General features: G+C 72.9%; 23 protein-coding genes. 14 read left to right on the top strand and 9 right to left on the bottom strand.

Features of this window, described 5'->3' with window-relative positions; translation table 11 throughout:
- Positions 1-9 precede the first annotated feature (9 nt).
- Positions 10-321 (top strand): hypothetical protein, encoded by a 312-nt coding sequence (locus tag N4G70_RS23735; protein WP_261714722.1) that lies wholly within the window; start codon positions 10-12, stop codon positions 319-321.
- Between the two features lie 450 nt (positions 322-771).
- On the opposite strand, the gene hutI is transcribed toward N4G70_RS23735, so the two are convergent.
- The 4 genes from hutI to hutU form a co-directional block, all read right to left on the bottom strand.
- Positions 772-1,944 carry an imidazolonepropionase gene (hutI, locus tag N4G70_RS23740; protein ID WP_261714723.1) on the bottom strand — a complete coding sequence of 391 codons (1,173 nt, stop codon included), beginning with the start codon at positions 1,942-1,944 and terminating at the stop codon, positions 772-774.
- A 484-nt stretch (positions 1,945-2,428) separates the two neighbouring features.
- Positions 2,429-3,769 carry a formimidoylglutamate deiminase gene (locus tag N4G70_RS23745; protein WP_261714724.1) on the bottom strand — a complete coding sequence of 447 codons (1,341 nt, stop codon included), beginning with the start codon at positions 3,767-3,769 and terminating at the stop codon, positions 2,429-2,431.
- The gene (locus tag N4G70_RS23750) at positions 3,760-4,950 is read right to left on the bottom strand and encodes an allantoate amidohydrolase (protein ID WP_261714725.1); all 1,191 of its coding nucleotides are present in this window, start codon (positions 4,948-4,950) and stop codon (positions 3,760-3,762) included. Before N4G70_RS23750 ends, N4G70_RS23745 begins: the two co-directional genes overlap by 10 nt.
- Before the next feature lie 233 nt (positions 4,951-5,183).
- On the bottom strand, positions 5,184-6,848 hold the full coding sequence (gene hutU, locus N4G70_RS23755; protein WP_261714726.1) for a urocanate hydratase: 1,665 nt from the start codon (positions 6,846-6,848) through the stop codon (positions 5,184-5,186).
- A gap of 115 nt (positions 6,849-6,963) precedes the next feature.
- On the opposite strand from hutU, the gene N4G70_RS23760 reads away from it, so the two are divergent.
- The 5 genes from N4G70_RS23760 to N4G70_RS23780 all read left to right on the top strand — a co-directional run bounded on the left by N4G70_RS23760 (position 6,964) and on the right by N4G70_RS23780 (position 10,640).
- Entirely contained in the window at positions 6,964-8,310 is a 1,347-nt protein-coding gene (locus tag N4G70_RS23760) for a diaminopimelate decarboxylase (protein WP_261714727.1), read from the top strand.
- Positions 8,311-8,531: 221 nt separating this feature from the next.
- A complete protein-coding gene (locus N4G70_RS23765) occupies positions 8,532-8,966 on the top strand; it encodes a hypothetical protein (RefSeq protein ID WP_261714728.1) in 435 nt (144 codons plus the stop codon).
- Positions 8,967-8,971: 5 nt separating this feature from the next.
- Entirely contained in the window at positions 8,972-9,769 is a 798-nt protein-coding gene (locus N4G70_RS23770; protein ID WP_261714729.1) for a transcriptional regulator, read from the top strand.
- Between the two features lie 38 nt (positions 9,770-9,807).
- Positions 9,808-10,209, top strand: coding sequence for a roadblock/LC7 domain-containing protein (locus N4G70_RS23775; RefSeq protein WP_261714730.1), 402 nt, complete (start codon positions 9,808-9,810; stop codon positions 10,207-10,209).
- A 56-nt stretch (positions 10,210-10,265) separates the two neighbouring features.
- The gene (locus tag N4G70_RS23780) at positions 10,266-10,640 is read left to right on the top strand and encodes a hypothetical protein (RefSeq protein ID WP_120723015.1); all 375 of its coding nucleotides are present in this window, start codon (positions 10,266-10,268) and stop codon (positions 10,638-10,640) included.
- A gap of 108 nt (positions 10,641-10,748) precedes the next feature.
- Here N4G70_RS23780 and N4G70_RS23785 read toward each other — a convergent pair whose 3' ends face one another.
- Both N4G70_RS23785 and N4G70_RS23790 read right to left on the bottom strand, forming a co-directional pair.
- Positions 10,749-11,588 (bottom strand): MurR/RpiR family transcriptional regulator, encoded by an 840-nt coding sequence (locus tag N4G70_RS23785; RefSeq protein WP_261714731.1) that lies wholly within the window; start codon positions 11,586-11,588, stop codon positions 10,749-10,751.
- Positions 11,589-11,599: 11 nt separating this feature from the next.
- The gene (locus N4G70_RS23790; protein ID WP_261714732.1) at positions 11,600-11,977 is read right to left on the bottom strand and encodes a hypothetical protein; all 378 of its coding nucleotides are present in this window, start codon (positions 11,975-11,977) and stop codon (positions 11,600-11,602) included.
- A gap of 231 nt (positions 11,978-12,208) precedes the next feature.
- Here N4G70_RS23790 and N4G70_RS23795 point away from each other — a divergent pair, with 231 nt between their 5' ends.
- Complete coding sequence (locus tag N4G70_RS23795; protein ID WP_261714733.1) at positions 12,209-12,652, top strand: hypothetical protein; 444 nt, start codon at positions 12,209-12,211, stop codon at positions 12,650-12,652.
- Between the two features lie 413 nt (positions 12,653-13,065).
- On the opposite strand, the gene N4G70_RS23800 is transcribed toward N4G70_RS23795, so the two are convergent.
- Positions 13,066-14,463, bottom strand: a complete 1,398-nt coding sequence (locus N4G70_RS23800; RefSeq protein WP_261714734.1) for a cystathionine beta-synthase — start codon at positions 14,461-14,463, stop codon at positions 13,066-13,068.
- A 125-nt stretch (positions 14,464-14,588) separates the two neighbouring features.
- Here N4G70_RS23800 and N4G70_RS23805 point away from each other — a divergent pair, with 125 nt between their 5' ends.
- From N4G70_RS23805 to N4G70_RS23815, 3 genes are all read left to right on the top strand, one after another.
- A complete protein-coding gene (locus N4G70_RS23805; protein ID WP_261714735.1) occupies positions 14,589-15,614 on the top strand; it encodes an SGNH/GDSL hydrolase family protein in 1,026 nt (341 codons plus the stop codon).
- Between the two features lie 227 nt (positions 15,615-15,841).
- On the top strand, positions 15,842-17,062 hold the full coding sequence (locus N4G70_RS23810; RefSeq protein WP_261714736.1) for an acetyl-CoA C-acetyltransferase: 1,221 nt from the start codon (positions 15,842-15,844) through the stop codon (positions 17,060-17,062).
- A 404-nt stretch (positions 17,063-17,466) separates the two neighbouring features.
- Positions 17,467-18,267: a hypothetical protein gene (locus tag N4G70_RS23815; RefSeq protein WP_261714737.1), complete on the top strand. Its 801-nt coding sequence runs from the start codon at positions 17,467-17,469 to the stop codon at positions 18,265-18,267.
- A 45-nt stretch (positions 18,268-18,312) separates the two neighbouring features.
- Here the strand turns inward: N4G70_RS23815 and N4G70_RS23820 are convergent, their stop codons facing one another.
- Positions 18,313-18,639, bottom strand: a complete 327-nt coding sequence (locus N4G70_RS23820) for a hypothetical protein (protein ID WP_261714738.1) — start codon at positions 18,637-18,639, stop codon at positions 18,313-18,315.
- A gap of 101 nt (positions 18,640-18,740) precedes the next feature.
- On the opposite strand from N4G70_RS23820, the gene N4G70_RS23825 reads away from it, so the two are divergent.
- The 3 genes from N4G70_RS23825 (at position 18,741) to N4G70_RS23835 (ending at position 21,863) form a co-directional block, all read left to right on the top strand.
- A complete protein-coding gene (locus tag N4G70_RS23825; protein WP_261714739.1) occupies positions 18,741-18,971 on the top strand; it encodes a DUF4287 domain-containing protein in 231 nt (76 codons plus the stop codon).
- Between the two features lie 271 nt (positions 18,972-19,242).
- A complete protein-coding gene (locus N4G70_RS23830; RefSeq protein WP_261714740.1) occupies positions 19,243-20,649 on the top strand; it encodes a glycoside hydrolase family 16 protein in 1,407 nt (468 codons plus the stop codon).
- A 17-nt stretch (positions 20,650-20,666) separates the two neighbouring features.
- The gene (locus N4G70_RS23835; protein WP_261714741.1) at positions 20,667-21,863 is read left to right on the top strand and encodes a glycoside hydrolase family 64 protein; all 1,197 of its coding nucleotides are present in this window, start codon (positions 20,667-20,669) and stop codon (positions 21,861-21,863) included.
- A 3-nt stretch (positions 21,864-21,866) separates the two neighbouring features.
- On the opposite strand, the gene N4G70_RS23840 is transcribed toward N4G70_RS23835, so the two are convergent.
- Entirely contained in the window at positions 21,867-22,868 is a 1,002-nt protein-coding gene (locus N4G70_RS23840; RefSeq protein WP_261714742.1) for a GlxA family transcriptional regulator, read from the bottom strand.
- A 167-nt stretch (positions 22,869-23,035) separates the two neighbouring features.
- On the opposite strand from N4G70_RS23840, the gene N4G70_RS23845 reads away from it, so the two are divergent.
- Entirely contained in the window at positions 23,036-23,674 is a 639-nt protein-coding gene (locus tag N4G70_RS23845) for an HD domain-containing protein (protein ID WP_261714743.1), read from the top strand.

Consider the following 23,674-nt stretch of genomic DNA (forward strand, 5'->3'; position numbering starts at 1 on the left):
ATGCAAGGCATGAGCTACTTCATGACCGATCTGTCGGGCACGTCCGTCGAGGAGCCCGACGAGGCGACGATGCGCACGATCCTCGACGGCCTGGCCGACGCCGACGACGAGCACCCCGATGTCTCCCTCACCCATGAGAACGGCTGGTCCCTGAGCGCCTTCCCGAGCGGCGAGCTGCTCTGGCTCCTGTGGGAGAACCTGGACGAGCCGGACGCGCCCCCGCGCCAGCTCTCGGGCGTGTCCAAGGACGAGGTGCTGCGGCTGTTCGGCCTGCTGGCGAAGGGGGAGACGGAGGAGATCGAGCGCCGGGCCGCCTCGTGAGCGAGCGGCCCTGAACGGTCCGGCCCTCGCTCCCCGAGGGGCGCGGGGCGCATATCCATGAGGCGATCGCGCTTCCGTGCGCCTTCCCCTCCCCGGAACCGGCCCCCCGCCCCACGCGCGTCTCAGGGCAGGTAACCGGAAGGCGCAACGGTCCGGGGAGGGCCGCGCGGGTCCAGGGGGTGCGGCCTACGGAGAAGAGGCCGTGGCAGCGGAGTCTGTGGGTGACGGTGTGCACGGCGGCAGTGCTGCCGGCCGTCGTCGGGGTGCCGGATCCGGCGGTGCCCGAGCCCACGGTGACCATGACGGCGACGGCCGCCGCGGTCGGCTCCGCGCCTCTGGTTCCACGCCGGGGCCCGGCGCTTCCACGCCATTGGCCGGGCCCCTCCACTCCACCGCGACGCCGTCGCTGGTGGCCCGCCCGGAGTGGCGGGCCGCGCCGGCGTGAACGGCTCAGACCCTGCGGCCCGCCCGCCAGACCTCGCTCACCAGCGGCACACCCGGCCGGTAGGCGAGGTGCACGGGCGAGGGCGCGTCCAGGAACGCCAGGTCGGCGCGGGCGCCCGGGGTGAGGCGGCCGATGTCGGTGCGGCGCAGGGCGGCCGCCCCGCCCGCGGTGGCCGACCAGATCGCCTCGTCCGGGGTCATCTTCATGTCGCGCACCGCGAGCGCGACACAGAACGGCATCGACGACGTGAACGACGACCCGGGGTTGCAGTCGGTGGACAGCGCGACGGTCACCCCCGCGTCCAACAGCCGCCTGGCGTCCGGCCATGGGGCCCGGGTGGAGAACTCGGCGCCGGGCAGCAGCGTCGCCACCGTGGCGCTGTTGGCGAGCGCGTCGACGTCCGCGTCGGTGAGGTGCGTGCAGTGGTCGGCGGACGCGGCCTCCAGCTCCACGGCGAGCTGCACACCGGGTCCGTAGGTGAGCTGGTTGGCGTGGACGCGCGGCAGCAGGCCCTTGGCCCGGCCCGCGGTGAGGATGGCTCGCGCCTGGTCGCCGTCGAACGCGCCCTTCTCGCAGAACACGTCGATCCAACGGGCGTACGGGGCGCACGCGTCCAGCATCTCGCCGGTGACCAGGTCCACGTAGCCGGCCGGGTCGTCGGCGTACTCGGGCGCCACGATGTGCGCGCCGAGGTAGGTGACCTCGTCCGTGTGCTCGGCGGCGACGCGCAGCGCGCGGGCCTCGTCGTCGACGGTCAGGCCGTAGCCGGACTTGGTCTCCAGGGTGGTGGTGCCCTGCCGCAGCGCCTCGGCGAGATAGCGGGCCACGTTGGCGCCCAGCGCCTCGTCGCTCGCGGCGCGGGTGGCGGCGACGGTGGTGCGGATGCCTCCGGCGGCGTACGCCTGGCCGCTCATGCGGGCGTTGAACTCCTGCGTCCGGTCGCCCGCGAAGACGAGGTGGGAGTGGGAGTCGACGAAGCCGGGCAGGACGGTTCGGCCCTGCGCGTCGACGGCGTCGTCGGTGGCGGGGGCGTCGGCGGTGCGGCCGGTCCAGGCGATGCGGTCGCCCTCGATGACGAGGGCGGCGTCCTGGACGAGGCCGAGGGGGCCGGGGCCGCGGTCGGGGTCGGGGTCGTTGGTGACGAGGGTGGCGATGTTCCGTACGAGGGTGGTGCGCATGGCTTCCTTTCTATCCCCCACCCCGCCCCTTCCCGAGACCCTCCGGGGGGTGGGGTGGCTCTCCGCTGCGGGCGGTGGTCCTTTCGCGCGGTTCCCCGCGCCCCTGAATCCTCTTCGGCCTGCGCGCCGTGGTCGCTTCTCGCGCGGTTCCCCGCGCCCCTGAAAACCGGTTTTCGTCTGCGGGCCGCAGGGGGCTGGTCGCGCAGTTCCCCGCGCCCCTAAAAGCGCTGGCCCTCTGCGGGTCGTGGTCGCTTCTCGCGCGGTTCCCCGCGCCCCTGAAAACCCGTTTTCGTCTGCGGGCCGCAGGTGGCTGGTCGCGCAGTTCCCCGCGCCCCTTAGCGGTGCTGGTGCTGGCCCGCATCGGGCATTTCAGCCCGTCCGGCGTTTGAGGACGAGCGCCCTTAAGGCGCGAACGGGGTCTGGGGCGGAGCCCCAGGAGGGCCGGGGGCGACAAACCCTCTGGGCAAGGCGCCCCAGGGATGGGTCACCCGTGCCGCAGGGACGCGATCGCCGACGCGAGGGACGAGGGGACGTCGGGGACGAGCGCGTGGGCGCCGTCGCGGACGACGTGGCGGCCCCCCACCACGACATGCCGCACATCCGCCGCGGACGCCGCGAAAACGACCGTCTCCGCCGCCAGCCGAGGCACCGCCCCCACCGTACGGACGGAGTCCAGCGCGACCGTGGCGAGGTCGGCGAGCGCGCCGGGCTCGATGCGGCCCGCCTCGTCCCAGCCGATCGCCGCGTGCCCGTCGACGGTCGCCGCGCGCAGCAGCGCCGCCGCCGTCCAGTGGCCGCGCGTCCGCGTACGGAGCCGCTCGTCGAGTTCCATCGCCCGGGCCTCTTCGAGGAGGTCGATCACCGCGTGGCTGTCGCTGCCGAGAGAGAGCGGGGACCCGGCCCGCTGGAGGGCGAGCGCGGGTCCGATGCCGTCGGCGAGGTCGCGTTCGGTGGTGGGGCACATACAGGTGCCCGTGCCGGTGGCGCCGAGGAGCGCGATGTCGTCGTCGGTGAGGTGGGTGTTGTGGACGCCGGTGGTGCGCGGCCCGAGCACCCCGTGCTCGGACAGGAGCCGCGTGGGCGTCATGCCGTACGCGTCGAGGCAGGCCTCGTTCTCGGCGGTCTGCTCGGAGAGGTGGACGTGGAGCGGGGCCCGGCGTTCCTCGGCCCAGCGGGCCACCGTACCCAACTCCCGTGCGGGGACGGCCCGTACGGAGTGGATGGCCGCGCCGATCCTGGCGTGGTCCCGCTCCTTGAGGGCGGAGCAGCGGTGCGCCCAGGCCTCGGCGGTGCCGTCGGAGAAGCGCGTCTGGTGTCGGTTGGGGGCGGCCCCGAAACCGGAGGAGAGGTACGCCGTGTCGAGCAGCGTGATGCGGATGCCCGCCTCGGCGGCTGCGGCGATCAGGGCCTCGCCCATCGCGTTGGGGTCGTCGTAGGGGGTGCCGCCCGGCGCGTGGTGCAGATAGTGGAACTCGCCGACGGCGGTGATCCCGGCGAGCGCCATCTCCGCGTACACGGCGCGGGCGAGCGCGTGGTAGGTGTCCGGGGTGAGCCGGGAGGCGACCTGGTACATCGTCTCGCGCCAGGTCCAGAACGTGCCCGAGCCGACCTGCACGGTGGAGCGCAGGGCGCGGTGGAAGGCGTGCGAGTGGGCGTTGGCGAGGCCGGGAATCGTGAACCCGCGCAACACGACGGCGCCGGGGGGCGGCGCCTCGATCCCCTTGCGGACGGCCGCGATCCGCCCGCCGTCGGCGACCTCCACGAGCACGCCCGGCTCGACCTCGGGGTCGAGCCAGGCATGTTCCAGCCAGTACGTCACCTGCACGCCAAACCCTCCAGTACATCGGCGAGTGCGAGCACGCCGGCGACGCAGTCGTCCTCGCCGGCGAACTCGGCCGGCGAGTGCGAGACGCCGGTGGGGTTGCGCACGAACAGCATGGCGGTCGGGATCGAGCCGGACAGGATTCCGGCGTCGTGTCCGGCGCCGGTCCCCAGGACGGGGATGCCGCCGCCGAGGATCTTGGCGATCTCGTCCCGCAGGGCGTGCTCGAACTCCACGACGGGCGTGAACGACTCGCGTACGACGTTGAGATCCACGCCGTCGCGCTCGGCGCGCTCGCGGGCGGCCCGCTCGATCGCGGTGACGACCGTGTCCAGGGTGGACTGGTCGGCGGCGCGCGAGTCCAGCCAGCCGCGCACCATCGACGGAATGGCGTTGACGCCGTTGGGCTCGCAGGAGATCTTGCCGAACGTGGCGACGGCGCCCGCGAGTTCGGCCTCGCGGCGGGCGGCGAGGACCGTCTCGGCGTACGTCAGCATCGGGTCGCGGCGGTCGACCAGGCGGGTGGTGCCGGCATGGTTGGCCTCGCCGGCGAAGTCGAACCGCCAGCGGCCGTGCGGCCAGATCGCGGAGGCGATGCCTACGGCGTCGCCGCTCAGGTCCAGCGCCCTGCCCTGTTCGACGTGCAGCTCGACGAACGCGCCGATACGGGCGAGGCGTTCGGGGTCGGGGCCGATGGTCTCCGGGTCGTACCCGGCCCGCTCCATCGCCTGGGGCAGGCTGATTCCGTCCTGGTCGCGCAGACGGTGCGCGGCCTCCACGCTGAGCTGTCCGGCGGCGAGCCGGGAGCCGACGCAGGCGAGGCCGAACCGGGCGCCTTCCTCGTCCCCGAAGTTGGCGATGGCGAGCGGCCGTGCCAACTCGGCTCCCCGGGCCCGCAGTTCGTCGAGCGCGGCGAAGGAGGACACGACGCCCAGGGGGCCGTCGAAGGCGCCGCCGTCCGGTACGGAGTCGAGGTGCGAGCCGGTGACGACGGCGTCCCCGGCCGCGGGGTCGCCGGCCCAGGCCCACTGGTTCCCGTTCCGGTCCACCTCGTAGCCGAGCCCGCGGGCTTCGGCCTGTGCGCGGAACCAGGCGCGGCAGTCGGCGTCGGCGGGGGTCCAGGCGTGGCGGCGGTAGCCGCGGGTGTCGGCGTCGCGCCCGATGGGCGCGAGCTCGCGCCACATCTCCTGAAAGGAGCTCTCCCCACCCCGCCCCTTCCCGAGACCCTCCGGGGGGATACGTCCGCCCGCGGACCGTGCCGGGTCGCTCGCGCAGTTCCCCGCGCTCCTGGCGGGGTTGGGGGCGGGGCCCGGGCGGGAAGTTTCAGCCCGTCCGGCGTTTGAGGACGGGCGCCCTTCAGGGGTGAACGGGGTTTGGGGCGGAGCCCCGGGAGTGGGGGGCGGGGGCGGCGAGGAGGTCACGCGGGGTCGCCCTCCCGCATGGGGACGCGTACGCCCTTCTCGTCCGCCACCCGCTCCGCGATGTCGTACCCGGCGTCGACGTGGCGGATGACGCCCATCCCGGGGTCGTTGGTCAGGACGCGGCGGATCTTCTCGCCCGCCAGCTTCGTGCCGTCCGCCACCGAGACCTGCCCCGCGTGGATGGAGCGGCCCATGCCGACACCGCCACCGTGGTGGATCGAGACCCAGGACGCGCCGGAGGCGACGTTGACCATGGCGTTCAGGAGCGGCCAGTCGGCGATCGCGTCGGAGCCGTCGAGCATCGCCTCGGTCTCGCGGTACGGGGAGGCCACGGAGCCGCAGTCGAGGTGGTCGCGGCCGATGGCGAGCGGCGCGGCGAGCGTGCCGTTGCCGACCATGTCGTTGAACATGTCGCCCGCCTTGTCGCGCTCGCCCTGGCCGAGCCAGCAGATGCGCGCGGGCAGACCCTGGAAGTGGACGCGCTCGCCGGCCATCTTGATCCAGCGGTGCAGGGACTCGTTCTCCGGGAAGAGGTCGAGCAGCGCCTTGTCGGTCTTGTGGATGTCGGACGCCTCGCCCGAAAGGGCCGCCCAGCGGAAGGGGCCCTTGCCCTCGCAGAACAGCGGCCGGATGTAGGCCGGCACGAAGCCGGGGAAGGCGAACGCCCGCTCGTAGCCCGCCAGTTGGGCCTCGCCGCGGATGGAGTTGCCGTAGTCGAAGACCTCGGCCCCGGCGTCCATGAACCCGACCATCGCCTCGACGTGCCGGGCCATGGATTCGCGCGCGCGGGTGGTGAAGCCCGCCGGGTCCTTCGCCGCGTACGCCGCCATGTCGTCGAAGGCGACGCCGACGGGGAGGTAGGCGAGCGGGTCGTGGGCCGAGGTCTGGTCGGTCACGATGTCGATCGGGGCGCCCTCGGCGAGCATCCGCGGCAGCAGCTCCGCCGCGTTGCCGAGGAGGCCGATGGAGAGGGGGCGCCGGGCGTCGCGGGCCTCGACGGCGAGCTGGAGCGCGTGCTCCAGCGAGTCGGCCTTCACGTCCAGGTAGCGGTGCTCGATGCGGCGCTCGATGGCGCGCGGGTCGACGTCGATACAGATCGCGACGCCGTCGTTCATGGTGACGGCGAGCGGCTGGGCGCCGCCCATGCCGCCGAGGCCGGCGGTCAGCGTGATCGTCCCGGCGAGCGTGCCGCCGAACTTCTTGGCGGCGACCGCGGCGAACGTCTCGTACGTGCCCTGGAGGATGCCCTGCGTGCCGATGTAGATCCAGGAGCCGGCCGTCATCTGGCCGTACATGGTCAGGCCCAGCGCCTCCAGGCGGCGGAACTCCTCCCAGTTGGCCCAGTCGCCGACCAGGTTGGAGTTGGCGATCAGGACGCGCGGCGCCCACTCGTGGGTCTGCATCACGCCGACCGGGCGGCCGGACTGCACGAGCATCGTCTCGTCCTGCTTGAGCGTGCGCAGCGTACGCACCATGGCGTCGAAGGAGCGCCAGTCGCGGGCGGCCTTGCCGGTGCCGCCGTAGACCACGAGCTGGTCGGGGTGTTCGGCGACCTCGGGGTCGAGGTTGTTCTGGAGCATGCGCAGCGCGGCTTCCTGCTGCCATCCCAGGGCGCTCAGTTCCGTACCGCGCGGTGCCCGTACGGGGCGGGGTCCTGACATGGCGCTGCCTCCTCGTGACCTGATCCAGATATTCACATCCTGGGTCACTGAATAGAACTAGTCAATACGTCCTGTGGGTCTGCGCCCGCCGCCGGCCGGTGATTGGCTGGATCGCATGACTACCCAGGCAACGTCCCCCACGGTCGGGGCCGCCGCGGCGCGGCGCCGCGAACAGGCCGTGCGGGCCGCGGTGGAACAGGGCCTGGCCGGGCCCGACGCCCCCATCGTCGCCCTCCTCGACACCACCGGCATCCGTGCGAGCGCCGCCGCCCTGCGCGCCGCCTTCGCCGCCGTCACCGACGCCCCCGTCCTGCACGCCTTCGCCGTGAAGGCCTGCCCGCTGGTGCCGGTCCTGCGGCTGCTGCGCGCCGAGGGCCTGGGCGCCGAGGTGGCGAGTCCGGGCGAGCTCGCGCTGGCCGGGGCCGCGGGCATCGGCCCCGCCGACACCGTGCTGGACTCGCCCGCCAAGACCCCCGCCGAACTGCGCGAGGCGCTCGACCTGGGCATCGCCGTCAACGCGGACAACCCCCAGGAGCTGGCCCGCCTGGACGCGCTCGTCGAGGCCTCGCCCAGCGCCTCGCCGATCGGCCTGCGGGTCAATCCGCAGCTCGGCGCCGGGTCCATCGACGCGCTGTCCACGGCGACCGCCACCTCCAAGTTCGGGGTGGCCCTGCTCGACGACGGCGCCCGGGAGTGGGTGGTGCGGGCGTACGCGGAGCGCCCCTGGCTGACCCGTCTGCACACCCACTCGGGCTCCCAGGGCGTGGCGCTCCCCCTGATGGCGCAGGGCGTCCGGGTGGCGTACGAGCTCGCCGAGGAGATCAACGCGGCGGTCGGGCGCCGACAGGTCGACACCCTCGACATCGGCGGCGGGCTCCCGGTCAACTTCGGCTCCGACGAGGAGACGCCGACGTACGCCGCCTACGCCCGTCTGCTGAAGGAGGAGGTGCCGGGTCTGTTCGACGGACGGTACGGCCTGGTGACGGAATTCGGCCGCTCGCTGCTGGCGAAGCACGGCACGGTCCTCGCCCGGGTGGAGTACGCGAAGAGCTCGGGCGGCCGCCCCATCGCGGTCACCCACGCCGGGGTGCAGATCGCGGCCCGGACCGTGTACGCACCCGCCTCCTGGCCGCTGCGGATCGAGGCGTACGACGCCAAGGGCCGGCCCAAGAAGGGCCCGGCCGTCGCCCAGGACATCGCGGGACCGGCCTGCTTCGCGGGGGACCTGCTCGCCGAGAACCGCCCGCTGCCCCTGCTCGAACAGGGCGACTACACGGCGGTCCTGGACACCGGGGCGTACTACTTCGCCCACCACTACTCCTACAACTCCCTTGCCAGGCCCGGGATTTACGGTTTCACCGACCCTCCCGAAGGCGTCCGGTTCGCGCCCGTGCGCACCCCGCAGCCGATCGAGGACCTGATCGCGGAGGCGGGCGGCGCCCACGCCGACGCCCTGCTCTGACCGCCCGCACATAATCGGCCACGACGACGAACTCCCGCGCCCCCACCCGGAGTTCGGCTCTGCCCAAAGGGCCGCACCCTAGCCAAGCCGGGCATGCGCCGCTGGAAAATGCCAGAACTCCCACCAGCGGTTGCCACCGTGCGTAACGTCTCCGTCGCTGCCGCACGCTCGTTCGGTGGCACCGAAGACCATCCATGTGCCGCGCCGGGAGGGAGTTCCGCGTGCCCGGAATCGACGAGTGCCTGCTTGAGGCGATGCTGCTGCCGGGAGCGCTCGGGGCGGGCGTGGCCGACTGGACCAGCGGGCTCGCCCTCGGCGCCATCGGGCAGTCCCCCGGCGGCGACCACGAGGCCACCGCCGCCGAGACCGCCGAGCTGGCCCGGATGGCCGCCGAACACCCGGGCTTCGGCGCGGCCTCTTCCCTCGACGCCTCCGCCCTCGGCGCCCCCGCCCTCGACAGCCAGGGCCTGTCGGCCACGGGCCCACCCGTCGAGGACCTGATCATCACCACCCGTACCGCTTATCACCTGCTCTGTTTCGTCGAGACGGCCTTCGACAGCAGCGTCTTTCTGCATCTGTGGCTCGACCGCGACGAGGGCAATCTCGCCCTCGCCCGGCTGCGCCTGCGCGATCTGGCCGAACGGCTGGTGCTGTGAGGGCCATGGCGATGGACAGACCCGCCCCCGAGACGCGAACGGCCGTCTCCCCCATGCTCGTTCGGCTCGTCGCCGAGCGGGCCACCGGCGCCCTGCTGCGCGACCGGGGCACCCTCTACCTCTGCGACGGTCAGGTGGTGCACGCGGAGAGCCCCGCCGCGCCCGGCATCGACGTGCTGCTCACCGCCGCCGGGCGGCTGCGGCCCGAGGGCTGGCGCGAGGCCGTCGACCGGGCGGGCCCGCGCGGCCGGGTGGCCCGGTTCCTGGTGGAGAGCGGCCAGGTCGGCGACGGCGAACTGGAGATCTGCCATCTGGGCGCCCTGCACGACGCGGCGTTCTTCGCCCTGGCCCCCTCCAGCGGCCCCACCCGCTTCCGGTACGGGGTGGCCCACTGGATGGGCCCCGTACGCCCCGTGTCCGCCGAGACGGTGGAGCGGGAGGCGGCCCGCCGCAGGGAGCTCCTCGACCGGATCTGGCCCAGCCCGGACCTGGACACCGCCCCCCTGGTGCGCGGTCGGCGCCTGCCGGACATCCCGCTCACCGTGCGCCAGCGGGCGGTCCTGAGCCGGGTCGACGGGGCGCGCACCCCCCAGGACATCGCGCGGGAGATCGGCCGGCCCGCCTTCCACACCCTGATCGACGTGCGCAGGCTGGCGGCCGTCGGGGCCGTCGAGTCCCCGCGCACCGCACCGCCCGCGCCGGCGGCGGGCCTCGAATGGGCCGCCCGGCTGGCGGCGGAGACCACCGCCCCCGATGTCGCGCTGCTGCAACGGCTGCGCGACGCGCTGGAGGCCACGCTGTGATACGCGCACTGCGGCAGCGCGCCGAGAGGAGACAGCTCATGGCGGCGGAGGCGGAAGTCGCTGAAGTCCTCGAAGAACTAAGGAGGTTGAGGGCGAGGCTGCCCCAGCTCACCGGCGTGCTCGCGGCGAGCTCGGACGGTTTCGTGCTCGCCCAGGACGGCGCCGCACAGGCCGTCGAGAGCGTCGCCGCCCTCACCGCGGCGGCGCTCGGCGTCGCCCAGCGGCTGACCGAGAGCACCGGGCAGGGCGCCTTCCGCGAACTGCTTGTGCGCGGCGAGTCCGGTTACGTCGCCACCTACGCGGCGGGGACCACCGCCGTGCTGACCCTCCTCGCCGAGCCCCGCGTCAACGTCGGCCGGCTGCATCTCGAAGCCCGCCGCTCCAGCACGCGCGTCGGCGAGCTGATCGACGGCGCCCTCGACCGGCAGGAGACCCCATGAACGGCCCCGGCACACCGAGCCGGAACAGCCCCCGAAGGAAAGGGAGTACGACCCCGATGAGCAACACCGAAACCACGCTCAAGGAAGCGATGACCTCGATCGAGGGCGCCCTGGGCGCGGCCCTCGTCGACTACAGCAGCGGCATGGCCCTGGGCACCCTGGGCGGCGGCAAGGACCTCGACCTGACGGTGGCCGCCGCGGGCAACACCGATGTGGTGCGCGCCAAGCTGCGGACCATGGAGATGCTCGGCCTCAAGGAAGAGATCGAGGACATCCTGATCACGCTCGACGGCCAGTACCACCTGATCCGGCTCCTCAAGGGCCGGGGCAACACCGGTCTGTTCCTCTATCTCGCGCTGGACAAGAAGCGCGCCAATCTCGCGATGGCGCGCCACCAGCTGAAGAAGATCGAGAACGAACTGGAGGTGTGAACCGGGGCCCGGCGCGGGGCCGACCGGTGACGCCGCGCGCCCGGTGGGGCGCGGCGCCACCGGCCCCGGACACCCCGAGCCGATCGGCGAGGGGCCGCGCCGAGCGGGCTATTCCACGAACAGTCCGCGCGCGGCGGCCCCCGCGTCGAACTCCTCCAGGCGCGCCTGCGCGTCCGGCAGGTCGTCGCACATGGCCTCCAACAGGACCCGGCCGAGCAGCATCGGCGCGCACGCCGTGTCGAAGGCGAGCCCGGTGCCCACGGCCGCCGGGATCAGCAGATCGCTGTACTTGGCGACCGGCGCGAACGCCGAGTCGGCGACCGTGACCACGGTGAGCCCGGCGGACTGCGCGTGGGCGAGCGCCTCCACGACCTCCTTGGGGTGGCGCGGCAGCGCGAAGCACAAGAGCGCCGAGGCCCCGGCCCGCACGGCCGCGTCGATCCGGTCGGCCAGCATGGTGCCGCCCTCGTCGAGCAGCCGCACATCGGGGTGGACCTTGGCCGCGAAGTAGGCGAAGCCACGGGCCTGCGAGGACGCCGCGCGCAGCCCGAGGACCGGCAGCGGCCGGGACGCGGCGAGCAGCCGGCCCGCGTTCTCGACCGGGCCAGGATCGGCGAGCAGCCCCGCCAGGTGCTGGAGGTTCTCGATCTCGGCCCGGACGGCCTGCTGGTACTCGTTGTACGAGGTCTCGGCGGACTCGTCGGCCGCGGCCGGGGCCACCTCGCGCAGATGGCGGCGGAGCGCCGGGTAGCCGTCGAAGCCGAGGGCGACCGCGAACCGGGTCACCGAGGGCTGGCTGACCCCGGCGAGTTCGGCGAGCTCGACGCTGGACAGGAAGGGCACGTCGGCGGCCTGGCGCACCATGCAGTGCGCGATGCGCCGCTGGGTCGGGGTCAGCCGGTGCCCCTCGAAGAGCTGCTGCAACCGTGCGGCAGGGCCCTCGCTCATGCCGTCCCCCTTCATACGTCCACGTCCTTGAACCGGTCGAGCGGTGCGGCAGCCCGGTCGGCGCCATCGGCCGGCGGCCCCTCGGGGGCCCCCTCGGCGCGCACCGCGCCGGTGAGCGCACCCGCCTGCCCTGCCGTTCGGTCCGGATCGGGGCGCGGACCAGGTCGGCCCAACACCCCTGTCCCCGCGCCGAGTTCGTGTCCCGCCCCGGGCCGGGGCGCCCCACCGGGCCGCGGTGTGCGCCGGGCCGCGAGCGAGGCGGAGCCGGCCCGCTCCCCGACGCCCCGAGAGAGTACAGCGTGGCCGAGCGGGGCCGGCGCGACGGAGGCCGGGGGGACGGCGGGGGCGGCGCCGGCCGCGACGCGGGGCGGCTTCACGCGCGCGGTCATGCGCCACCACCACCCTCTCCCGGACGCGGCGCCAAGGGCCCGGGGCGAGCCATCGACAACTTATTCAGTCATCCAGAACTCTGCATGACGATATACAGCCGGGCAAGCCCGGACCCCTCGCGGACCCGCTCCCGTTCGTGCTGCCACGAGGACGGTTCGTGCTGCCACGAAGGCGGAATACGGGGGCTAGCCCCCCTGTGGAACGGGGCGGCGCTGCGTACCGTGACAACCATGGACGCCCGTGACGCCGAGCCCCGGCCCAGCCTTCTGAAGGACGCCGAGCTCAAGAAGGAACTCGACGCCACCTTGCACGCCCGCAGGGAGCTCGGCCCCGAGTACGAGCCCGCCCTCGTCGACTCCTTCCTGGAGAAGGTCGAGCAGCGGGTCGACGCCTCGGTGGACCGCCGCGTGCGGCGGCAGTTGGCAGAGCAGCAGATCGTCGTGGCCCGGGGCGGGCATCCGGCGCGGGACGGCTCGGAGAGCCATTTCGGCGAGCGGTTCGGCTTCGCCATGGTCTCGCTGATCCTCGCCGTGCCGCTCTCCGCGATCGGCGGGGTCAACGCCGGCTTCAAGGGCCTGCTTGTGACCTGGTTCGGCATCGTCGCCGTCAACGCCGTCCACGCGGCGCACCGCTGGCCCTGGCTGCGCCCGGGGCGTACCGACCGGGACGACTGAGCACCGACTCGCTTGGCGGAAAGCCTGGTTGACCGGCCCCGGAGGGCAGGGTGATCGCGGGGACCGCCGCACCCCCGGTTGCCCAGGGGGCGGGACGACGGCGGTCCCCGCGAGGGACACGGGCCCGGTCGGGCCGGGCCTGCGCGTCCTGGGCGCCGGGGTCCGGGAGCCGCTCCGGAGGTTCCTGACGCCGCTGGTGGTGCCGACCGGGTCCCCCTGCCAGGGTTGCTCGGCCGACATCCACCACTGTGCATGAGCCGTGTTAAGCCGGTGCTGCGCGCACATGTCACGCGCGTACCGATTGCGCGACGCGCGGGGCGCCCCGACTCTGTCCGCCGCGCCTGTCGCCCCACCCACCCCAGGCCCCGACTCCCGCCCCCCGCAAGGGAGTTGAGGGAGCCGGGGAGGGGGTGCTACGGAACCTGCTGCGGGGTGCGGGCCAGGAAGGCCAGCAGGTCCTGCCGGCTGACCACACCGGTCGGCTTGCCCTCGACCAGCACGATCGCCGCGTCCGCCTTGCCCAGCACGGACATCAGGTCGCCGACCGGCTCGCCCGAGCCGACCTGCGGCAGCGGCGAACTCATGTGCTTCTCCAGCGGGTCGTCGAGCAGGGCGCGCTGGGTGAACAGGGCGTCCAGCAGCTCGCGTTCGACGACCGAGCCGATGACCTCGGCGGCCATCACATCGGGGTGTCCCGCGCCCGGCTTGACGATGGGCATCTGCGAGACGCCGTACTCGCGGAGCACCTCGATGGCCTGGCCGACCGTCTCCTCGGGGTGCATGTGGACCAGCGAGGGCAGGTGTCCGGCCTCCTTGAAGCCGAGCACGTCGGAGACGCGCGCCGAGGGGCCGGCCTCCTCCAGGAAGCCGTAGTCCGCCATCCACTCGTCGTTGAAGATCTTCGAGAGGTAGCCGCGGCCGGAGTCCGGCAGGAGCACGACCACCACGTCGTCGGGGCCGAGACCCTCGGCGACCCTGAGCGCGGCCACCACGGCCATGCCGCAGGAGCCGCCGACCAGGAGACCCTCCTCCTTGGCCAGACGACGGGTCATCTGGAAGGAGTCCTTGTCGGACACGGCGACGATCTCGTCGGTGACGCTCTGGTCGTAGGCGGTCGGCCAGAAGTCCTCGCCGACGCCCTCCACCAGATAGGGGCGGCCGGAGCCGCCGCTGTAGACGGAGCCCTCCGGGTCCGTGCCGACGATGCGCACCTTCCCGTCGCTGGCCTCCTTGAGGTAGCGGCCGGTGCCGGTGATGGTGCCGCCGGTGCCGACGCCCGCGACGAAGTGGGTGATCTTCCCCTCGGTCTGCTCCCACAGCTCGGGACCGGTGGTCTCGTAGTGCGAACGGGGGTTGTTCGGGTTGCTGTACTGGTCCGGCTTCCAGGCGCCGGGCGTCTCGCGCACCAGGCGGTCGGAGACGTTGTAGTACGAGTCCGGGTGCTCGGGGTCGACGGCGGTCGGGCAGACCACGACCTCGGCGCCGTACGCGCGCAGCACGTTGATCTTGTCCGTGGACACCTTGTCAGGGCAGACGAAGATGCACTTGTAGCCCTTCTGCTGGGCCACGATGGCCAGGCCCACACCCGTGTTGCCGCTGGTCGGCTCGACGATGGTGCCGCCGGGCTTGAGCGCGCCGGACTGCTCGGCCGCCTCGATCATGCGGACGGCGATCCGGTCCTTCACCGAGCCGCCCGGGTTGAAGTACTCGACCTTGGCCAGGACCGTTGCCTGAATGCCCTGGGTCACACTGTTGAGCCTCACCAGCGGGGTGTTGCCTACGAGGCTGATCATCGAGTCGTGGAATCGCACCGTTGTCTCCGGGTCTCCGATTAGGTACCGCCAGCGTATGCGGCCCCCGAGGGGGTGTTCACCTTTGCACGGGATTGAGCGACACCCGCTACCGGGCAGTTAGCTCTTGTACGACTGCACGTTCCATGGAGGTGGCGGTGGCGGGGACGGGTTCCAGGGCGAGAGCGGCACGGCGGATCGCGACGGGCGCGGCGTTCGGCGGCGGTGGCATCGGGCTGATCGCGGGGGCCGCGGTCGGCGTCGTCCTGGCCGAGGTGGCGCTCGCGAAGCGCTCGGTGGGGAGCGGGTCCCCGCAGGCCCCGAACGCGGACGGGCTGTACGGGACGGCCTACGCGGACGGCACGCCGCCGCTCAGGCTCGGCATGCTGGGCGACTCGACGGCGGCCGGCCAGGGGGTGCGCAGAGCGGGCCAGACCCCGGCGGCGCTGCTGGCCTCCGGGCTCGCGGCGGTCGCCGAGCGCATGGTGACGCTGCGGAACGTGGCGCTGCCCGGGGCCCGCTCGGACGATCTGGAACGCCAGGTGTCCTTGCTGCTCGCGGACCCCGACCGCGTCCCCGACGTCTGCGTGATCATGATCGGCGCGAACGACGTCACCACCCGGATGGCACCCACCACCTCGGTGCGCTACCTGTCCACCGCGGTGCGCAGACTGCGTACGGCCGGAGCCGAGGTGGTCGTCGGCACCTGCCCGGACCTCGGCACCATCGAACCCGTCTACCAGCCGCTGCGCTGGCTGGCCCGCCGCGTCTCGCGCCAGCTCGCGGCCGCGCAGACGATCGTGGTGGTGGAGCAGGGCGGCCGTACGGTCTCGCTCGGCCATCTGCTCGGCCCCGAGTTCGCGGCGAACCCCCGGGAGCTGTTCGGGCCGGACAACTACCACCCCTCGGCCGAGGGGTACGCGACCGCGGCGATGGCGGTGCTGCCCACGCTGTGCGCCGCGCTCGGCCTGTGGCCCGAGTCCGACCACCCCGACGCCTCGCGCAACGAGGACATCCTGCCGGTGGCGAAGGCGGCCTCGGCGGCGGCGGCCCAGGCGGGCACCGAGGTCACGGGCGTGCGTGCGCCCTGGGCCCTGCTCAAGTACCGCCGCAGGCGTCGCCTTCCGGCCCCGGTGGAGCCCACCCCCAACGGTTCGCGCACGGGGCCCTGAGGGGGCGGGCCGGCCAACAGGGACGGAGGCGGTACGGGCGAGCACCGGCGCAGGCGGTGCGGCCACGCGCGGGCGGGTCGCGGGAACGGCCCGCCTCCCGGCCGCCGGACCGGTCCTGAGCAACCGCTTAGAAAAGAGTCCGGCATCACACGCCACCCCGGATGACCAATCCAGTACGTACGGGTAACTTCCCAGAGAGTCCTGCCTTCCCATCCCCTGGAGCCGTGATGCCCGAAGCCGTGATCGTCTCTGCCGCCCGTTCCCCCATCGGCCGCGCCTTCAAGGGTTCCCTCAAGGACCTGCGCCCGGACGACCTGACCGCCACGATCATCGAGGCCGCCCTCGCCAAGGTGCCGGGCCTGGACCCGCGCGACATCGACGACCTTATGCTCGGCTGCGGCCTCCCCGGCGGCGAGCAGGGCCACAACCTCGGCCGCATCGTGGCCGTGCAGATGGGCATGGACCACCTGCCGGGCTGCACCATCACCCGGTACTGCTCGTCCTCGCTCCAGACCTCGCGCATGGCCCTGCACGCCATCAAGGCGGGCGAGGGCGACGTGTTCATCTCGGCCGGTGTCGAGATGGTGTCCCGCTCCGTGAAGGGCTCCTCCGACGGCCTGCCCGACACCCACAACCCGTTCTTCGCGGACGCCGAGGCGCGCACCGCCGCCGTCGCGCAGTCCGAGGGCTCCGACTGGCACGACCCGCGCGAGGACGGCCTGGTGCCGGACGCGTACATCGCGATGGGCCAGACCGCCGAGAACCTCGCCCGCCTCAAGGGCATCTCGCGGCGCGAGATGGACGAGTTCGGCGTGCGCTCGCAGAACCTCGCCGAGGAAGCCATCAAGAACGGCTTCTGGGAGCGCGAGATCACGCCCGTGACGACCCCGGACGGCACCGTGGTCAGCAAGGACGACGGCCCCCGCGCGGGCGTCACCGTCGAGGGCGTCGAGGGCCTCAAGCCCGTCTTCCGCCCCGACGGACTCGTCACCGCGGGCAACTGCTGTCCGCTGAACGACGGCGCGGCCGCGCTGGTCATCATGAGCGACACCAAGGCGCGCGAGCTGGGTCTGACCCCGCTGGCCCGCATCGTCTCCACCGGCGTGACCGGCCTGTCGCCCGAGATCATGGGCCTCGGCCCGGTCGAGGCGTCCCGCCAGGCGCTCAGGCGCGCCGGTCTGACCGTCGACGACATCGACCTCTTCGAGATCAACGAGGCGTTCGCCGCCCAGGTGATCCCGTCCTACCAGGACCTCGGCATCCCGCTGGACAAGCTGAACGTCAACGGCGGCGCCATCGCGGTCGGCCACCCCTTCGGCATGACCGGCGCCCGCCTCACCGGCACGCTGATCAACAGCCTCCAGTTCCACGACAAGCAGTTCGGCCTGGAGACCATGTGCGTCGGCGGCGGCCAGGGCATGGCGATGGTCATCGAGCGTCTCAGCTGACGCCAACGAGGCGGCGGGAGCGCTGCGTTGACCCCCGGTCGACGCAGCGTTGACCCCCGGTCGACGCAGCGTTGACGCCCGGTCGACGCAGCGTTGACGCCCCGGCCGTCCCCGCCGGGCCCCTGGACACCACCCCTGGCCCCCTGACCAGGCCACTCGCCTCCCACGGGGCGCTCACGGCCAACCCTGCCGCGTCCTAACCGTGACCGAATCTCCCCCAGGATGTGACGTATCTCCTGCGGAAACACCGTTTCCCCAGGTCAGATGCGGTGCAGGGATAAACGCGAGGCCGAAAGACCTGTCCATTTCGTGACGTAATGCACTGACAGCGGGAGCGGGCTCACGACAAGCTGATGTAGGAAGTCGGGGAATCGTTTGAATCCGGGAGTACGTCAGTGAGCGCCATGCCTCTTGCCCTACTGCTGACCACGGCCGCTGCCACGGCCGTGGGCGCCGCTGCCCTGCACGCTGCCCACGGGCTGCGCAAGCAGGTCGTGGCCCTGCGCGAAGACCTGGCAGCCGCCCGTGCCGAACACCGCGCCGACACCGCCGTGACCCTGCCCCAGCAGGCCCGCTCCGCCGCGACACCGGCCGCCGAAATACGCGCCGCCGTCGCCGAGGCGCTCGCCGAGGAGCGGGAGCGCGAGCTGGCCGAGGCGCGCGCCTTCTGGGCCGCCCAGGAGGCCAGGGACGCCGCCGACGCGCCCTCCCCGATGCTGGGCGGGCTCCCGGGGCTCGGCGAGGACGCCGCGTTCTTCCTGCCCCGCCAGGCGGACTTCGTGGGTCTGGAGGCCGAGGCCCTGGAGCTGGCCGAGGAGTTCCCCGAGGACTCCCCCGAGCTGGCCGCGGCCCGCCGCCGCCATCCCTCGCACCCCGACTTCGTGCCGGTCCAGACGCCCGTCGTCGCCGACCACGAGGCCACCGTCTCGCGCCTGGAGGAGCTCGCCGAGTCCCGCACCGAGCTCGCGGACGTGCGTCCGGGGCCGCTCGGCACGCTCGACGTGTACGTCTTCGCCGACGGCACCACGCTCTGCATGACCCCGGGCCACCGCGAGACCGCGGAGCGCCTCGCGGACGCCCTGCGCGACGGCGAGGCCCCGGTGCTGCTCGGCGGTTCCGGGGTGTCCGGGGCGTATGCGCTGACCTTCTCCTGCGGCGAGGAGAGCGTCTACATCCTCGCGGACCGGGTCATCGCCTCGCTCTGAGGCCGCGCCGGACGCCCTCGGCGCATGACCGAGGGCGCTCCGCCGCTAACCGAAGGCCCGTTCCCCCGCGGCTTCCACCCGCTTCACGGCCCCGTCCGGCTCCCCGCCGGGCGGGGTCTTCGCGTGGTGCAGGGCCTGCGCCAGATCCCGTCCGGCGACCATGACCTGGTCGGCGACCGCGAACACCCCGGCGTCCGGCATCACCAGCGGCTCGCGCTCCGGGTTCTCGACGCGCTGCGCGAGGATCGCCAACTCCCGTGCGAGCGCGAGCCCTTCGGCGGCGGCGCCGCGGCGAAGGCGGCTCTCGGGAGCGGCACGCAGCCGGTCGGCGAAGCGGTCCACGGCCAAGATCAGGGGGTTCACATCGAGCACGCCGCGACCCTACGCGCCTCCCCCGCACTGTTGCCAATACGCGAACGCTCAGGCACGGTGCAGTGAAGGCCAGTTCGCGCGCAATGCCCCCGGAGGCGCCGATGTCCCAAGTCTTCTCCGATGAGACCCACCGCAACCTGCTCTCCCGCATCCCCCATTGCACCGGTCGTGAGGTGTCCGACTGGCTCCGCACCGTCGACGAAGGCCCCTCCCTCTGCCGCTTCGAGGAGAAGGTGAGCTGGCTCCGGAGCGAGCACGATCTCGCCTATGGACACGCCAAGGCGATCATCCATGAGTACGACCTGAGGCGAGCCGCCCGCCGGCTGCTCTAGTTCCGAAAGGAATCGTTCGGCTTCCCGCACCCCCGAGGGAAGCGCACCGCTCCTTCGCCCCGTCGGCAACGCGTCGGCGGGGCGAAGCGCTGCCCGCGGCCCCGCCCGCACCACGCGTCCCGGGCCGCCTTCAGTAGGTGAACTCCCTTTCCTGGCAAGGCCTTTCACCGCTTTACCTCTTGACGCTCCCGGCGACGGGGAGCACAGTGACCGCGCAGCCCGTCGTTGAGAGCGCTCTCAGAGCGCTCTCTTTCCGAGAGAGGCCCCCCACATGCGCCCCACACCCCACAGACGCGGCCCGGCCCGACGCGCCCTGGTCGCCGTCCTCTCCACCCTCGGCCTCGCCGCCGCCTCGGCCGCGGTCGTCGCCCTGCCCGCCAGCGCCTCCGCCCCGCCACCCCCCGCGGGCTGGTCCACCGTGTTCAGCGACGACTTCAACGGCCCGGCCGGGTCGGGGGTGGACACCAACAACTGGCAGTACACGACCGGCACCAGCTACCCCGGCGGCCCCGCCAACTTCGGTACCGGCGAGGTCGAGACGATGACCTCGTCCACCAGCAACGTGGCGCTCGACGGCGCCGGGAACCTGCGCATCACCCCGCAGCGCGACGCCTCGGGCCACTGGACCTCGGGCCGCGTCGAGACCCGCCGCTCCGACTTCCAGCCCCCCGCCGGCGGCAAGCTCCGCATCGAGTCGCGCCTGCGGATGCCCGATGTGACGGGCGCCGCCGCCAAGGGCTACTGGCCCGCGTTCTGGGCGCTGGGCGCACCCTTCCGCGGCAACTGGTGGAACTGGCCCGGCATCGGCGAGCTCGACGTCATGGAGAACGTCCAGGGCCTGAACAACAACTGGTCCACGATGCACTGCGGCACCAGCCCCGGCGGCCCCTGCAACGAGACCACCGGCATCGGCGGCCAGAAGGCCTGCGACGGATCCACCTGCCAGGGCGGCTTCCACACCTACGCCGTCGAGTGGGACCGCTCGGGGTCGGTGGCGCAGATGCGCTTCTCTCTGGACGGCGTCAACTTCCATACCGTGAACCAGAATCAGGTGGACGCGGCGACCTGGACGAACGCCACCAACCACGGCTACTTCGTCATCCTCAACGTCGCCATGGGCGGCGGCTTCCCCGACGCGTTCGGTGGCGGCCCCGACGCGGGCACCCAGCCGGGCCACTCCCTGTTCGTCGACTACGTCACCGTGCTCCAGGCGGGCTCCGGCACGACACCCCCCACCACGCCTCCCACCACCCCGCCCAGCGGTAACCGCGACGCCTACGGCACCCTCCAGGCCGAGTCGTACGACCAGCAGTCGGGCGTGGTCAAGGAGGCCACCACCGACAGCGGCGGCGGCCAGGACCTCGGCTCCCTCGCCAACGGCGACTGGGCGCTCTACAAGGGTGTCGCCTTCGGTACGACGCCGGCCCGGCAGTTCTCCGCGAGGGTGGCGAGCGGCGCGTCCGGCGGGGTCAGCGGTCTGGTGGAGGTACGCCTGGACAGCCCGAGCAGCGCGCCCGTCGGCAGCTTCGCCGTCGCCAACACGGGCGGCTGGCAGAGCTGGCGCACCGTCCCCGCCAACATCAGCGGCGTCACCGGCACCCACGACGTGTACCTGACCTTCACCAGCGGCCAGGGCGCGGACTTCGTGAACGTCAACTGGTTCACGTTCGGCCACTGATGAGGAGGGGCACAGCCATGAAGACCGTACGGCTGCTCCTCGCGGCCGCGACCACGAGCGCCCTGCTGTTCCTCGGCGCGGGCACCACCACGGCGACGGCGTCCGACGCCCCGCGGGCCGTCGCGGCCGGCTTCCCGATCGTGTTCCAGAACAACACCCATGGCGCGTACGCCGACGGCCAGATCTACGTCACCGTGCTCGGCCAGATCACCCCCGGCCAGTGGTCGTACCTCAAGCCCGACGGCACGACGGCCCACATCAACCACCTCGACGCGAACGCGCCGGGCCACCTCACCAAGCACGGCGTGAACTTCCCGAACATGTCGTTCACCCTGGCCCAGGTGGGCGGCACGGTGCCCTCCCCGTCCTCGATCCGCGGCGGCCGCGTCTACCTCTCCCTCGGCTCGCCGCTCTACATCCCCGTCGCGCCCGACGACCAGGGCTGGGGCGGCCCCGACCCCAACAACCCCTCCGACCCCAACAACGACGTGTACTACGACTGGTACGAGTACACCTTCGTCGACGGGCAGGCGGCGTTCGGCGGGAACACCACCCAGGTCGACCAGTTCGGCTTCCCGATGACCGCGCGGCTGCGCCAGACCTCCAGCGGCTACGACACGACGCGGGGCATCAGCCGCTCCCGCGCCGAGGTCATGTCGGCGTACGCGTCGAGCGTCGGGGCGGCGTTCCAGCCGCTGCGGTCCACCTATCGCATCGTGGCCCCGCGCTCGGCCGCCGCCTTCCCCGCCGACCATCTGACGGCGACGGTGAACGGCACGTGGAGCTACTACGCCGCGCATCCGTTCACCCTGAGCCTGCCGGGCGAGACGTTCTCCGGGCGGGTCTCGGGCGACACCCTGACCTTCACCAGGAACGGGGCCGGCCCCTACACCCTGCGCAGGCCGAGCTCGCGCGAGGTCATGGCCTGCTCGGGGACGCTCGCCTCGGGCAGCGACGTGGAGAAGCGGCTCGGCGCGGAGTTCTGCGCCGCGTTCAACCGGGGCGTGGCCCAGAACACCGCGCTGTGGCACACCCCGTCCGCGTACTACCCGGGCACCACCCCGAAGAACGACTACGCGGCGTTCTTCCACACGGTGGGCCTGGCCGGCCGGGCGTACGGGTTCCCGTACGACGACATCGACGACCAGTCCTCGGTGCAGATCCTGGGCAACGCGAACCCGCCGACGGAGCTGACGCTCTCGATCGGCTGGTGAGGGTCAACGTGGTCGTCGCCCGCTCGGGTGCGTCGTGCTGAAGCGGGCGCGGTAGGCCGAGGGGGTGACCCCCAGGTGGCGCAGGAACACCCTGCGCAGGGTCTCGTCGCTGCCCAGGCCGCTGCGGTGGGCCGCCTCCGTGACCGTCCCGCCCGCGTCGAGGAGTGCCCGGGCGGCTTCGAGGCGCATCGACTCGACATAGCCGCCCGGCGTACAGCCGACCTCCTCGGTGAAGAGCCGGGTCAGATGGCGGGCGCTGAGGCCGGCCCTGCGGGCGAGGTGGGGAAGGGAGTGGTCGGCTGCCGGGTCCGTGGCGATGGAGCGCAGGAGTGCGGCGAGCGCGCCGTGGCGCGGGGCGGGGGTGCGGGAGGCGACGGAGAACTGGGACTGGCCGCCCGGGCGCTGGAGGAAGACCACGAGGTCGCGGGCGACTTCGCGGGTGAGGTCGGGCCCTTCGTCGGCTTCGACCAGGGCCAGCGACAGGTCGAGTCCCGCGCTCACCCCCGCCGAGGTGTAGATCCGCCCGTCCTTCACGAAGATCGCGTCGCCGTCCACGTCGATGTCGCGATGGCGTCGGGTGAGCGTGGCCGTGTGCCGCCAGTGCGTGGTGGCGCGGCGACCGCGCAGCAGCCCCGCCTCGGCGAGCGCGAAGGCGCCGGTGCAGACGGACGCGGTGCGCCAGGACACCGCGTGCAGGGCGCGGGTGGCGTCGACGAGTCCGGCCGGCATCCGCTCGGGGAGACCGGGAGACCCGGGCACGATCAGCGTGTGGACGCGCCCCGCGCACGCGTCGACCGGGTCCGTGAGCAGCCGGGTACCGGCCGAGGTGGTGACCGGCCCGCCCGAGGGGGAGAACAGGGTCACTTCGTAGCGGGCGCCCAGGGTGGCCGCCGTACTGAACACCTCCAGCGGGGCCGAGACATCGAGCAGTCGTACGCCGTCGTACGCGAGGACGGCGATGGTGCGAGAGAGGGACCGCGGCAAGGGGAGTTCGCGCGTGCTCATCTCCCCAGGTTAGCGCCGTGCCATGGCCAGATGTGTGGGATTCCTGTCCGGATGGACATGGCGGGTGGGGGTGCGCGGGCGGCAGGTTGAGGGGAGCACGGCAGAGATGCCGACAGGGCCCCGGCACCCGTCGCGGACCCGGCCGCCGCACCCGAACAGGAGCCGAAGTGACCCCACGTATCGCCGATGTCGCGATCCCCGACAGCGCACTCGCCCAGGAGGCGACCGAGCTGGTCCGCGACCTCGCGGGCGAGCTGCTCTACGCCCACTCGCGCCGCGTCTTCCTCTTCGGAGCGCTGCGCGGCCACCGGCGCGGCCTGGCCTTCGACCCGGAACTCCTGTACGTGGCGGCGCTCTTCCACGACCTGGGGCTGACACCGACGTACGCCACGTCCCAGCAGCGCTTCGAACTCGACGGCGCGGGCGCCGCCCGGGACTTCCTGCTGCGGCACGGCCTGCCGGCCGAGCGGGCCCGGACCGCCTGGACGGCGATCGCCCTGCACACGACGCCGGAGATCCCCCACCGGATGGAGCCGGAGATCGCGCTGGTCACCGCGGGCGTCGAGGTCGACGTCCTGGGGTTCGGCTTCGACGAGCTCACGGACGCCCAGCGGGAGGCGGTCGTGGCCGCCCACCCGAGACCGGACTTCAAGCGGCGGATCCTCGCGGCGTTCACCGAGGGCATCGCCCACCGCCCGGACACCGCGTTCGGCAACGTCAAGGCCGACGTGCTCGCCCGCTTCTCGCCGGGCTTCGTCCGTACCGACTTCGTCTCCGTCATCGAGAACTCGCGGTGGTCCGCATGA

Origin of the sequence: Streptomyces sp. ASQP_92 (assembly GCF_025399895.1) — a bacterium.
Taxonomy (GTDB): Bacteria; Actinomycetota; Actinomycetes; order Streptomycetales; family Streptomycetaceae; genus Streptomyces.

Bases quoted from the DNA above. Each gene is read 5' to 3' on its own strand.
- N4G70_RS23840 (WP_261714742.1), bottom strand. From the start codon at position 22,868: ATGAGCACGCGCGAACTCCCCTTGCCGCGGTCCCTCTCTCGCACCATC.
- N4G70_RS23785 (WP_261714731.1), bottom strand. From the start codon at position 11,588: ATGAGCGAGGGCCCTGCCGCACGGTTGCAGCAGCTCTTCGAGGGGCAC.
- hutU (WP_261714726.1), bottom strand. From the start codon at position 6,848: ATGTCAGGACCCCGCCCCGTACGGGCACCGCGCGGTACGGAACTGAGC.
- N4G70_RS23780 (WP_120723015.1), top strand. From the start codon at position 10,266: ATGAGCAACACCGAAACCACGCTCAAGGAAGCGATGACCTCGATCGAG.
- N4G70_RS23795 (WP_261714733.1), top strand. From the start codon at position 12,209: ATGGACGCCCGTGACGCCGAGCCCCGGCCCAGCCTTCTGAAGGACGCC.
- N4G70_RS23770 (WP_261714729.1), top strand. From the start codon at position 8,972: ATGGCGATGGACAGACCCGCCCCCGAGACGCGAACGGCCGTCTCCCCC.
- N4G70_RS23750 (WP_261714725.1), bottom strand. From the start codon at position 4,950: ATGTGGCGCGAGCTCGCGCCCATCGGGCGCGACGCCGACACCCGCGGC.
- N4G70_RS23790 (WP_261714732.1), bottom strand. From the start codon at position 11,977: ATGACCGCGCGCGTGAAGCCGCCCCGCGTCGCGGCCGGCGCCGCCCCC.
- N4G70_RS23760 (WP_261714727.1), top strand. From the start codon at position 6,964: ATGACTACCCAGGCAACGTCCCCCACGGTCGGGGCCGCCGCGGCGCGG.
- N4G70_RS23815 (WP_261714737.1), top strand. From the start codon at position 17,467: ATGCCTCTTGCCCTACTGCTGACCACGGCCGCTGCCACGGCCGTGGGC.
- N4G70_RS23810 (WP_261714736.1), top strand. From the start codon at position 15,842: ATGCCCGAAGCCGTGATCGTCTCTGCCGCCCGTTCCCCCATCGGCCGC.
- N4G70_RS23825 (WP_261714739.1), top strand. From the start codon at position 18,741: ATGTCCCAAGTCTTCTCCGATGAGACCCACCGCAACCTGCTCTCCCGC.
- N4G70_RS23805 (WP_261714735.1), top strand. From the start codon at position 14,589: ATGGAGGTGGCGGTGGCGGGGACGGGTTCCAGGGCGAGAGCGGCACGG.
- hutI (WP_261714723.1), bottom strand. From the start codon at position 1,944: ATGCGCACCACCCTCGTACGGAACATCGCCACCCTCGTCACCAACGAC.
- N4G70_RS23830 (WP_261714740.1), top strand. From the start codon at position 19,243: ATGCGCCCCACACCCCACAGACGCGGCCCGGCCCGACGCGCCCTGGTC.
- N4G70_RS23775 (WP_261714730.1), top strand. From the start codon at position 9,808: ATGGCGGCGGAGGCGGAAGTCGCTGAAGTCCTCGAAGAACTAAGGAGG.
- N4G70_RS23735 (WP_261714722.1), top strand. From the start codon at position 10: ATGAGCTACTTCATGACCGATCTGTCGGGCACGTCCGTCGAGGAGCCC.
- N4G70_RS23835 (WP_261714741.1), top strand. From the start codon at position 20,667: ATGAAGACCGTACGGCTGCTCCTCGCGGCCGCGACCACGAGCGCCCTG.